At 65.1% G+C, this 11,468-nt stretch carries 6 protein-coding genes and 1 other RNA gene; 2 read left to right on the top strand and 5 right to left on the bottom strand.

What is annotated here, in order from left to right; all coding sequences use genetic code 11:
• A partial coding sequence (locus BM177_RS16350) for an integrase core domain-containing protein (RefSeq protein ID WP_139223679.1) occupies positions 1–527 on the top strand: 527 nt, incomplete at its 5' end.
• Between the two features lie 15 nt (positions 528–542).
• Here the strand turns inward: BM177_RS16350 and BM177_RS16345 are convergent.
• From BM177_RS16345 to BM177_RS16335, 3 genes are all read right to left on the bottom strand, one after another.
• A complete protein-coding gene (locus tag BM177_RS16345; RefSeq protein ID WP_091685692.1) occupies positions 543–911 on the bottom strand; it encodes a hypothetical protein in 369 nt (122 codons plus the stop codon).
• A gap of 105 nt (positions 912–1,016) precedes the next feature.
• Positions 1,017–1,784, bottom strand: coding sequence for an N-acetylmuramoyl-L-alanine amidase (locus BM177_RS16340; RefSeq protein WP_091685690.1), 768 nt, complete (start codon positions 1,782–1,784; stop codon positions 1,017–1,019).
• Positions 1,760–2,101, bottom strand: a complete 342-nt coding sequence (locus BM177_RS16335) for a hypothetical protein (protein WP_091685688.1) — start codon at positions 2,099–2,101, stop codon at positions 1,760–1,762. The genes BM177_RS16340 and BM177_RS16335 overlap by 25 nt, the downstream gene beginning before the upstream one ends.
• Positions 2,102–2,462: 361 nt before the next feature.
• Here BM177_RS16335 and rnpB point away from each other — a divergent pair.
• An RNA gene (gene rnpB / locus BM177_RS16330) (RNase P RNA component class A) lies at positions 2,463–2,866 on the top strand.
• Positions 2,867–2,922: 56 nt separating this feature from the next.
• On the opposite strand, the gene BM177_RS16325 is transcribed toward rnpB, so the two are convergent.
• Positions 2,923–4,455: an asparagine synthetase B family protein gene (locus tag BM177_RS16325; protein WP_091685686.1), complete on the bottom strand. Its 1,533-nt coding sequence runs from the start codon at positions 4,453–4,455 to the stop codon at positions 2,923–2,925.
• Between the two features lie 177 nt (positions 4,456–4,632).
• Positions 4,633–11,430 carry an apolipoprotein A-IV repeat region-like domain-containing protein gene (locus tag BM177_RS16320; RefSeq protein WP_091685684.1) on the bottom strand — a complete coding sequence of 2,266 codons (6,798 nt, stop codon included), beginning with the start codon at positions 11,428–11,430 and terminating at the stop codon, positions 4,633–4,635.
• Positions 11,431–11,468 lie beyond the last annotated feature (38 nt).

The raw sequence follows: 11,468 nt of genomic DNA, 5'->3' as shown, positions 1-11,468 counted from the left end.
GGTTCCGGATCCTGAACATCGTGGACGACGTCACACGTGAATGTCTGGCGGCGGTCCCCGACACCTCGATCTCCGGGCGGCGCGTGGCGCGCGAACTGACGGCTTTGATCGCGCGCCGGGGAAAGCCGGGATTGATTGTCTCCGACAATGGAACCGAGTTCACGTCGAACGCGATGTTCACGTGGCAGAGGGAATACAAGGTCGCCTGGCATTTCATTGCGCCGGGCAAACCCATGCAGAACGGCTTCTGCGAGAGCTTCAACGGCCGCATGCGCGACGAGCTTCTCAATGAGAGCCTTTTCCTGGGCCTCGATCACGCCCGCGCCAGGATCGCGAACTGGGTCGATGACTACAACCAGCGACGGCCACATTCGGCGCTGGGCTATCTCACGCCAGCGGCCTACGCCGCCAATCTTCCCGAAACATGCGACCGGCTGCGCAACCCCGACCAACTCCGCCGATCACAGGTTGCTCAACCCGCGCCACACGGCGTAAACTCCGCCGAGACTCTAATTACCGCCGGATGAAAGTTCAGTGGCAGGTCAGAATGCATCTAAATGCGATGGGTTCATCTTGCTTAGGTCAGCATAACTCTGGCCCTTTCTTATGAAGGTCTCAGTTCGCAGATAGGCATCTTGCATTAGAGCCCAACACTCGGGAATCGCATCAAACTCGCGCTGGTTCAATCTAGTTGCTCTATCCGTCAGACGAACGTATTTTATCTTCAGCTCTTCAAGTTCTTTTTGATGTCTATGTTCGAGAACTTGAAGCTTTTCCGAGAATTTGGCGTCAAGCCATTTCTCGCCCAAAAGCTTGAATAGACCGAAAGCAGCGGTAACTATCACACCTGCAAGGACTACCGCGCCTCCAAACGGGGCAAGAATCGCATTCACGTTTGCCCAATCCGCCATCCAGACTCCCTTAATTTGCAATGAGCCTCGACGCGTTGCGCCACGGGAGTTGATGATATTGAAATCAGCTATGATGTGTCAGATTAGACATCGGAATTCGCAAATTTACCTCTGCGCCGCGATCAATGCGCGAAGCGTTTCGAGCGTCGAGACATCCGCCACCCCATCCACCAGCGCCGGGCGGAAATGGCGCTGGAACGCGCGCACGATGGATTCGGTTTCTTCGTCGTACGCGCCGCTGACGTTCAGGCCGTAACCATAGTCCGCGAACAGGGATTGCACGGCCTTGACCCCGGACCCTTCATCGCCCGGCCCATGGCGTGGGCCGTCCTCGATCGGATGCGGCGGAACGTAATGGCCGACGCCGGCTTCGGCGAGCGTCGCCCAGGGAAAAAATTCGCCCGGATCGATCTTGCGGTGCGGCGAGACGTCGGAATGTCCGAGAACCCGGTGAGGAACGACGCCCCACCTGGAGATGATGTCCTGGCACAGCGCGATGACGGTCGCGATCTGCTCGGGCGGATAGTCCGGCGAGCCGCCTTTGTGGCCAGGATTGCAGATTTCGATCCCGATCGAGACATCGTTCATATCGGTCTCGCCCGCCCAGCAGCCCTGTCCCGCGTGCCACGCGCGGCGGGTTTCGGGGACCAGCTGGTAGAGGCCGCCTGCCTTGTCCACGAGGTAATGCGAGGAGACTTCCGCCACGGGATCGCAAAGCTGCCGGAGCGCGGCCTCGCTCGTCGCAAGGCCGGTGTAATGCAGCAGGATCGCGTTCGCCGTCAGACCGCGCTTGCGCTCGCCGTGGTTCGGCGAGGGATAAAGTGTGGTCGGAACAGCGCTGTCAGGTGTCAATAGCCGTAAAAAGCCGTGCATATCCGATTGCCGTAAGCGTCGTAGCCGAACTGCGCACAACGCGGCGGCGGCGGGGGGGGAGGCGGGTAATAGGCCGGCGGTGGGGGCGGCGGCGGCGGACGCGTGTTGGCGCCGATGATCGCTCCGCTTGCGGCGCCGATCACGCCTCCAGCAAGAGCCGCGCCGACTCCGCCGCCGGTCGCGGCGCCAATCGCCGCTCCGGTCGCGCCGCCGAGGGCCGCGCCGCTGCCGGCGCGCTGTTCAGGGGTATAGCCGCATCCCGCGAGCGCCAGCGCTCCGAGGGCGGCGACGATGGGCAAAGAGCGAAAGTGACTCATCGCAAATCCTAACATGATGGTTAGGCCCAGCTTTCGATTTGTGCAGGACCTGTCGAAATGAACGCAACCCCGCCGTTCTCGACGCCATCGGTCCAGACACCTTAAGCGATGCCCGGGGTCAAGCGTAAAGCGGCCCGCCCTTGTGGATATCGGCAAGCTTTGCGTGCGAGGCGAGGCATCATAAGGCTCATTGTGTTTCCCGTTAGGCGCAAGAGGGCGAGCTTCCGTTTATTTTGCGGCGCTGGCGTCGAGGACTTTCGTCTCTCGTCCTCATTTTCTTCCCTCGGTCCCGGCAAGGTCTTGTCAAGCTCGCGGCCCGTTGCGATTGACCCGTCCGCGCTTCGCGCCTATGAGCCATAAGCCAGCCGGCCGGACGGCCGCCGCTTCTTGCGGAGGAAAGTCCGGGCTCCACGGAGACACGGCGCCGGATAACGTCCGGCGGGGGCGACCCCAGGGAAAGCGCCACAGAAAACAAACCGCCAAACGGAGCAGGCTTCGGCTTGCGCCGGCAGGTAAGGGTGAAATGGTGCGGTAAGAGCGCACCGCGCGCATGGCGACATGAGCGGCAAGGCAAGCCCCGCCGGGAGCAAAACCGAATAGGGGCGACGCGAGGTCTTCGCAAGAAGGGTTCTCAGGTCCGTCTCCGGATCGTCGCCCGGGTGGGTTGCTCGAGGCGGCCGGCAACGGCCGTCCCAGAGGAATGGCCGTCACGCGCGCGGTTCGCCGCGCGCCATACAGAACCCGGCTTACAGGCCGGCTGGCGCTTCTCGAATGTGTTCCGGCGAGCCCACGGCTTTCCGGAACGCCTTCGCCTGAAGCTCTTAAGGCTGGGCGAGCGATTCCTTGAACGAGCCCAGCGCCATCAGATAGGAGAGGGTCCGCGTGCGTTCCTGCCGGGAGGCCGATTGCTGGAATCGCCTGACGGCGCCGCGATCGACGATGTCGTCGAGGCGTTCGATGGCGGCGTCGAGCGCCGTCTCGAACGGAGCCGCCGCGAATAGGGACGCGTAATCCATGGGCGCCGTATCCCTCGTGTGTCCGACCCGCCCGGTCCAATATTTCAACTCCGCTCGGCGGCCCATCGGACGGGTCGTGTCGTCGACCGGAAAGGCGAGAAGCGAGGGCTCCAGTTTCGCGATCGCGAAACGGTGCCAGGCGTTGCCTAGCTTCATTCTTCGCGGCGTCTGCCGGATCGCCGAGATCCATTCCGTGGTCACGAAGGGTGTTCGCGGTTTGGCGAAGGCGCCGACAAGGGCGAGGCCGTTCGCGATGAAGTTCCGGACGCGCTCACGCAGGTAGAATTCATCCATGCTGTCGCCGAGCCGCCCGCCATAGTTCCGCATCAGATAGGCCCGCGCCTCCGTCTGTTTCGGGCCGAGGCGGTCGAGGAGGGCGGCGTTGGTCCCATCCTCCGGCAATTGAGCGAATCGCGCCAGTTTGGCGTTCCAGAATTTGGGCGTCGTCCAGCGGCTCAACAGATCGGCCAGGATGAAAGGCGCGCCGCGGTCGAAATAGAACGTGCGTGCAAACTCGCCGTTGCTGCCGATGAAGATCTGATCGTCGGGGTTTAATCTGGCGCGTTTCGCGTAGACATAGGTGTGCCAGTTGCACGCGGTTTTGGAGCCGGAGGTGATTCGGGCGATGTCCAGCCGGCTGTCGAGGAAGTCCGCGAGCGGAAGGTCGATGGCCTCAAGCTCCAGTCCGTATTTTGCCGCGATCTTCTTCGACATCCTCACATCCGTGCCGTAGCCTCCGGAGATCAGCCTCGGCCGGATGCCGCTTGCAAGGAAGGCGGCGAGGATCGCCCGCGAATCAAAACCCGCCGACATCGACACGACCGCATTCTCCCGGCCATGCGTCTGAACAAAGTTTACGAGCGCGTCGATCGCGGCGCCCGCGGGATCGGCGAAGCGTTCCGCCTCCGGCGCGGGCGCGACGCGCGTTTCGAGGCTTCCGTTGCGGACCGTGACGATCTCGCCTGCTCCGAGGCGGGAGACAAGGGGATGCAGCGAATCCTCGCCGAGGACATGTTCAAAACAGGACACCGCCGCCAGCGCCCGCCAGTTCCAGTCCCATTCGAGGCCCGCGCTTCGACAGACGGCCCTGACGTCGGCGCCGTGATGAAGCCGCCGTCCGTCGAAATGGTAGAAACATTGCGCGAGGCCGTAACGGGATCCGATCAGGCGGCTTAATCCGCCGGTTTCGACGTGAACCGCGAAATGCCCCGGCAGATCGATGACCTGTTCCGGGTTCATCACCGCAACGGTCCCAAGGGCCACAAGATTATTCGGGCGGTCTAGAGCTTCGCCATAGACTTTCGTTAAAATAAACTGATTGTTTTGAACAATTGTCATAGCAAGCTCCCGAGATAAGGGAGCCTTTACTGTTACCCGTTGTTTCGTGATCCTTGCATGACCTATTTGGGCTAAAGAACCCGGGCCGGATGTCGATCCGGAGATACAGACTGAGTCTTTGACGCGACGCCGGATACTTGTGTCACAGCCGGATCCGCGGCGTCACGAGCGAGGCATTCACCCGAGACGGCCCGCGGCGTGAGCAAGCATCGTGTAGACCTTGCCTGTTTCCGAGGCCAGATAGCTCCGCGCGACCGACTGGCCGGGATCGTTCCTCCCGGCCTCGGCCAGGAGCCGCTCGAATTCCTGAACGTAACGGTCGACCGTATTGTGGAATTCGGGATCGAGCCGGTAGCGGCGTCGGACTTCGTCGAACGTCTGGGGGCCGCGGCCGATATAGATCCGGCGCGAGAAGGCGTTGGCCTCGCCGAGGCGGTACCGCTCCCAGGCGTCGGCCGCGGCGGCGGAATCAATCATGCGCGCGACATCGAGCGACAGGGAATCAAGCCCCGACGCTGGCCGCGCGTTGCCCGCGGCGGAACTGGACGGGTCGGCGGCGGCCTCTGGCGGCTCGTCCGTCGAAGCCCGCGCGAGGAGGTCGGAAAGCCATCCTCCGCTCGCGGATGGCTGTGGCGCCGCCGGACGCGGAGGAGCCGATGGGCGGCGGGGCTCGGCCGGAGCGGCGGCAGGCGGGCGCGGCGCTTCAGTCGTCTGACGGGGCGGCTCGACCCGGCGGGGCGCCGCGGGCGGCACGGGGCGGGGCGCAAGGGCGGGCGCGGGATAGGCCGGAGCGGGCTGGGCCGGGGCGGATACGTCGAGGGATCGGCCCGAGCGAGCGACGATGTCGCTTAATTCCTCAAGGGCCTTGATCTGATCGGCGACGACCCGGCGCATCGAGGCCGTCTGCTGCGAGGTTTCCTTCGGCAGATCGGCCGCAGCCGATCGCAACGTTTCCCTGGTTGCTTCAAGTTCCTGCAGGATCTCGCGAGACATGGCGCGCAATTCAGCGGCCGCGGACTGGAACCGTTGCGTGGTTTCTCCAAAGAGACCATCAAGCTCGCCGCTGGCCCGCTCGTAGGACTCACGCATCGCGGATTCCATGCGTTCGCGCTGCTGCGCGATATTGGCCCGAAGGTCGGCGAATTGCCGGTCGATCGCGCCGCCCGCGTTCTGCGACGAATCTGCCAGAAAGACGGCGATATCGCGGGCGCGCGCTTCGGCGTTCTGGAACGATTCCTCGAGCAGGGAGGCGAACGACACCATGACGTTTTCGAAGTCGTCGCGGCGCTGCCGGATGCTGTCCAGCATCGATTCCAGGGCGTCGCGGCGCGATGCGAGCGTCTCGCCGAGTTCGCCCTGCGACCGCGAAAGTTCGCCCGCCGCGTCGGCGAGGGCCTCGCGATGGCGCCCGATCGTTTCCGCAAGGCTGCTGGCTTCGCCAAGCGTATGCCCGGCGGTTTGATTGAAGCGATCGACTTCCTGGGTGACGTTCGAAAGCAAAGCGCCGAAATCGTCCATCCGGTCGCTCAGCGAATTCTCAAGTCCGGTGAGGTTGACCCCCGCGGCGCCGACTGCGTTCTGGAACGACGAACTGCTGGCGACCAGCCTGTCGACTGTTTCCCTCAGTTCCGACTGCAAGGCGGTCGTGAAGCCGGAGAGAGCATGTGTCGAGGCGCCGGCGCTGGCGTCGACCGCGACCCGGAGGGCCTCGGACGATTGTTCGATCGCGGTCGTGAGTTCATCCTGTTTTCGCGCGAGGTGATCCACGATGGCCGCGCCGCGGCTCTCTAGCGTTCTTGTCACGATCTCGCCGATGTTCGTCATCTCCTGCGCGATCCGCTGTCCGCGAGTTGAAAGCTCATCGACGAGGCTCTGGCCCCGTGTTTCAAACAGCTCGCGAAGCTCTCCGGAACGCGCGGCGAGCGAGGTTTGCAACTGCTGCCCGCGCCCGCCAAGGGCGCCTTCGAGTTCGGCGAGGCGGCTCGCGAGGGCGATGCTGATCTGGTTGACCCGCTCGGCGAGGGTCTCGCCGATCTGGTCGGCCCGAAGCGCGAGCGTCGTGTCGAGATCTTCCGTCGCCTGGGACACGACGCCCTTGATCTCGTCCGCGCGTCCGCTGAGCAGGCGCCCGAGTTCGCCGCTCTCTCGGTCGAGCGCCGCGTTGATGGCGCCGGCGTGGGCTCCAAGCGTCCGGTCGATTTCGCTGGTGCGGGCTGCGATGCCGTCGGCAAGCGTCCTGCCTTTGGATTCGAGTTCGCCCGAGACGGCGTCGAGACGGCCAAGGACGTGATCCTCGAACGAGGCAATGCGGCCGTCGAGCGCCTCCGTTATCGCGGCCGCCTGACCGCCAAGAAGAGCGTTGATCTCGTCCACTTTTCCGGCCAGAGCGGCGGCCATCGCGGCCGACCGCGTGGCGAAAAGCGCGTTGATTTCAGCGGCCTTCTCGTCAAGCGACTGGAGCATGCCGCGTCCGCCATCGCCCATGACCCGCGCAATCTCGGCGGCGCGGCCGCCGAGATTGGAGTCGATCGCGCTTGCGTGGGAGCCAAGGCTCTCGTCCATGCGTTCGATCAGTCCGCCGAGCGCGTGGACGATCTCTTCGGCTTTGACGGAGGTGCGGGCCTCCAGAGCGTCGATCTGGGCCTCCAGAGCCTCCGACGCCTCCCGCGCCCGCGCTGCGAGCTTTTCGTTGAGAGCGCCGCCCTGCACGGTCAGGGTGTTCTCGATGGCGCCGAAACGATCCGCGAGCGTCGCGGTGAAGCGTTCCGCCTGCTCGCCGATGCCGCCCACGACCGCGCCGCCATGCCCGGCGAACGTTTCCTCGAACATCGCGAGCCGGTCCGCCAGCGCCTCGTTGACCCTGTCGCTGTGCGTTGCGATGGCGTTGATCGCCTCGTTGGCCGTTTCCACGAAGCGGTCGTTGAGATCGTTCGCATGATAGCCGATGGCCGCGATCGCCTGTTGCGCGCTGCTGTCGAAGGTCTCCTGGAGCGCTTGCGTATGGCCCGCGAACGCCGAAGCCGCTTCTTGCGCGTTCGCCGCCAGCTGGCCGCCGATCTCGCTCGTTTGTGCGGCGAGCGCGTTCAAGGTTTCGCCAAGCGTCTGCGCGAGCTGCTCGTGAAGCGCCTCGGTCTGAGTCGAGAGGGCGGCGACGGAATCGCGGCCTGTCGTCTTCAGCCGTTCGCTCAATTGTTCGGAGTAGCCGGACAGGACCCCGATGGTTTCGCCGAGGGTCGACGCCAGGCGCGACTGCAGGGTTTCGGTATGGTCGGTGAACGCGACGAGAGCATGCTGGGCGGTCGCCTGCAGGCGTTCGCTCACATGATCGGAATGTTGCGCCAATGCGTCGAGGGTTTCCCCAACCGTCGCCCGCAGGCGCTCGCGCAGGGCTTCCGCATGTCCGGTAAACGCCTCGGCGAAGTGTTCGGCGGTCTCGTCGAGCGCGCTGAGAGCCGCGGCGACGCGAGCTTCGAGCGCTTGCGTGTTTTGCGTCAGGGCGGCGGCGGATTGCCGCGTCGCCGCCTCGAGGCGCTCGCTCATTTGCGCCGCATGGCTGGTGAGCGCGCCAAGGGTCTCGCCGACGGTCGAATTCAGCCGTTCGTTCACCGCTTCGGCATTATCGCTCAACGCCTCCGCCGAACGCCTGACTGTGTCTTCGAAGCGGCCGGTCAGCCGCTCCGCGTGAGTGTCGAGCGCGCCGAAGGTCTCTCCAAGCGTCGAGGCGAGTCGGGTTTCGAGAGTTTGCGTCCGCCCGGTGAAAGCCGTGAGGGAGTGCTGCGTCACCGCTTCGAGCCGGAGGCTCAGGTCATCGGCATGGCGCGAGAGCGCGCCGAGCGTTTCGCCGACGGTTCTGTCAAGGCGTTCGTTCAGCGCCTCGGTATGTCCGGTCAAGGCTTCGACCGACCGCGCCGAGGAATTCTCCAGGCGCTCGCTCATGTTGCTTGCATGATCGTCGAGGGCGAGGAGCGTCGATTCGAGGCGTCCGCGCAATTCTTCGGCGCGGCTGGCGAAGGCGTTGGCGGAGCGGAGCGTCGTCTGTTCCAGGCGCTCGCTCATTTCGCTGGCGTGGTCGTTGAGCGCGCCGAGGGTTTCGCCGATGGCGGCGTTGAGGCGCTCGTGCAGCGTCTCGGCGTGGCCGGTGAAGGCTTCGACGGAATGGGTCGCGACATGTTCCAGGCGCTCGCTCATTTCGCTGGCGTGATCGTTGAGGGCGCCGAGAGTTTCGCCGACGGTGGCGTTGAGGCGCTCATGCAGCGCGTCGGCCTGTCCGGCGAAGGCGTCGACAGAATGCGCGGCGACGCTCTCCAGCCGCTCGCTCATGGTATTGGCGTGGGCGTCGAGCGTCCCGAGCGTCGACTCGAGTCGTTCCCGCAAAGCCTCCGTTCGTCCGGCGACGGCGTCGACGGAGCGCTGCGCGACATGTTCCAGGCGCTCGCTCATTTCGCTGGCGTGGTCGTTGAGCGCGCCAAGGGTTTCGCCGACGGTGGCGTTGAGGCGCTCATGCAGCGCGTCGGCCTGTCCGGCGAAGGCGTCGACGGATTGCGCGGCGACGCTCTCCAGCCGCTCGCTCATGGTATTGGCATGAGCGTCGAGCGCCCCGAGCGTCGATTCGAGTCGTTCCCGCAAAGCCTCCGTTCGTCCGGCGACGGCGTCGACGGAGCGCTGCGCGACATGTTCCAGGCGCTCGCTCATTTCGCTGGCGTGGTCGTTAAGCGCGCCGAGGGTTTCGCCGACGGTGGCGTTGAGGCGCTCATGCAGCGCGTCGGCCTGTCCGGCGAAGGCGTCGACGGACTGCGCGGCGACGCTCTCCAGCCGCTCGCTCATGGTATTGGCATGGGCGTCGAGCGCCCCGAGCGTCGATTCGAGTCGTTCCCGCAAAGCCTCCGTTCGTCCGGCGACGGCGTCGACGGAGCGCTGCGCGGTCTGCTCGAGGCGTTCGCTCATATGCTCGGTATGGTCGTTGAGCGCGCCGAGGGTTTCGCCGACGGCGGCGTTGAGGCGCTCGTGCAAAGCTTCGGCGTGGCCCGAGAAAACAGCGACGGAATGCTGCGCCATGTCTTCCAGACGCTCGCTCATGTCCTTCGAATGATCGGTCAGGACGCCAAGGGTGTCTCCGACGGTCGAATCGAGCCGTTGGTGCAGCGTCTCGGCGGTATTCGTGAACAGGGAGGCCGAACGCTGCGCGGTGTCTTCCAGCCGTTCGCTGATTCGATCGGCGAGATCGGACAGGGATGAAACCGTCTCCCCGAGGGAGGCGGCGACGTTTTGATTGAGCGCGTCCGTCACGCTTGTGATATGCGCCGCCGACTCGGCCGCGGCGGCGTTCAAATGAGCGTGGAGCGCGTCGGACCCGGCGGTTAAGGTCTGCAGGGTTTCGTTCACGGTCGACGCGACCTTGCCATGCAAGGCTTCCGTATGGCTTGCGAGAGCGGCGACCGTCTGTTCCGCGGTCTCGGTGAAACGCTCGTGCAGCGAGGCGCCCTGGGCGTCGAATTGCGCCTGCATTTTGGCGTGGCTGTCTTCGAATACGGCGGCGATGCCGACTGTCGAATCCTCGAATGCGGCGCGCGCCGCGGCGGAGCGCTCGGCGATGAGGGCGGCGCCGCGTTCGGTGATGTCGGCAAGAGCGTGATGCAAGGCGTCGCCCTGGACCGCCACGACGCCATGCAGGCGATCGCTCGTCTCCGCCAGACGGATCGCGAGGCTGTCGCCGCGCGAGGAAATCGTCTCCGCGATCTGCGCGCCGGTCGCCTCGATGCGCTCGGCGAGGGCGTCGCCCCTCGCGCCAAGATTGGCGTCGAGGACTTCCCTGGCGTTCCGCAGCCGGTCGTCCATCTCCGTCAGGCGATCGTCGAGCGTCTTCACCATGCCTTCGCTGGCCGAGGCGAGGCTGACCGTCGCCTCCTGTCCGGTCTGGGTCAGGCGGAGCAGAAGGTCATTCCCATGCGACGACAATTGTTCGATCAGGGAATCCTGACCTCGAATGAGCGAGGTCTTGATCTCGTCGCCTTTGGAATTGATCGACGCCGTGACCCGGCCGGCGGCTTCTCCGACGCTTTCGGCGAAGCGGGACGACACGGATTCGAGATCGCGGGCGACCGCGTCCTGGGCCTGGGAAATCGCGCCGCGCACGCGGTCGGCGTTGGCGAGGACCGATTCACGTTCGGACGCCAGTTCATCGATCAGGGAGCGGACCCGGCGCTCATTGTCGGTGTAGGAGCGCTCCAGGTTGGACACTTCGGAGCGGACCAATGTCTCAAGTTCGCCGGCGCGGGCGAGCGCGCGTTCGATGCCGTCGCCCATCGACGCGACCTCGCGCCGGATCGCCTGGGACAATGTCACGATCTGTTCGGTGGCGATCGTTTCCGGTTCGGCGAGGCGGATGGCGACTTCGGTCATGGAGCGCGCGGTGACGCGCATTTCCTGCGCGCGCCGAACCATCATCGCCGTCACGAAGAAGAGGACGACCGGACCGGCGATGGTCAGGATATAGAGCGTTAACGGCGGGGCCAGAGCCGCCGCGGGCAGGCCGAAAAGCGCTTCCCGATTGGCGAAGACGTAGCCCGATGTCGTGGCGACCCAGAGAATCGAACAGGCCGCCGCCAGGAGCGTCGGCGCCCGGCTCGGGCGGATCTGGAACGCGCGGAGAAGCTCGCCGACCGAATGCCGGTCGTCGTTGGCGGGGGCAATGGCCGAACGTTCGCCGACCCGCGGGTCTGGTCCCGACGCGCCAGTCCGCGCGCCGGACAGATGATCCTCGTCGAACGACGGCAGGCGGGAGCTTTGCGCGAGCCCCGAGTCCCGCGATTTTCTTCCGCCGTTGGCCGATGTCCCCCCGGCGGGGGCAGGCGAGCGCGGCGATTGATCCGCGCCGGCTTGGGCGTCCGTAGGATTTTCACCTCTGAGGTTTAACGCCTCCTCGATGGCCAATAGCGCCGCCGCCGCGGGATCTTGAGTCTTTTTCGAACTCGCCATCGGTGCCTCTCGAACGTCTCTCGCCGGCGATCCGAAGC

This window comes from Methylocapsa palsarum, from assembly GCF_900114285.1.
Lineage (GTDB): Bacteria > Pseudomonadota > Alphaproteobacteria > Rhizobiales > Beijerinckiaceae > Methylocapsa > Methylocapsa palsarum.
Note: the sequence above shows the minus strand (reverse complement) of the source record. Positions and strands in the feature narration are given on the sequence as shown.

Bases quoted from the DNA above. Each gene is read 5' to 3' on its own strand.
- BM177_RS16345 (WP_091685692.1), bottom strand. From the start codon at position 911: ATGGCGGATTGGGCAAACGTGAATGCGATTCTTGCCCCGTTTGGAGGC.
- BM177_RS16340 (WP_091685690.1), bottom strand. From the start codon at position 1,784: ATGCACGGCTTTTTACGGCTATTGACACCTGACAGCGCTGTTCCGACC.
- BM177_RS16335 (WP_091685688.1), bottom strand. From the start codon at position 2,101: ATGAGTCACTTTCGCTCTTTGCCCATCGTCGCCGCCCTCGGAGCGCTG.
- BM177_RS16325 (WP_091685686.1), bottom strand. From the start codon at position 4,455: ATGACAATTGTTCAAAACAATCAGTTTATTTTAACGAAAGTCTATGGC.
- BM177_RS16320 (WP_091685684.1), bottom strand. From the start codon at position 11,430: ATGGCGAGTTCGAAAAAGACTCAAGATCCCGCGGCGGCGGCGCTATTG.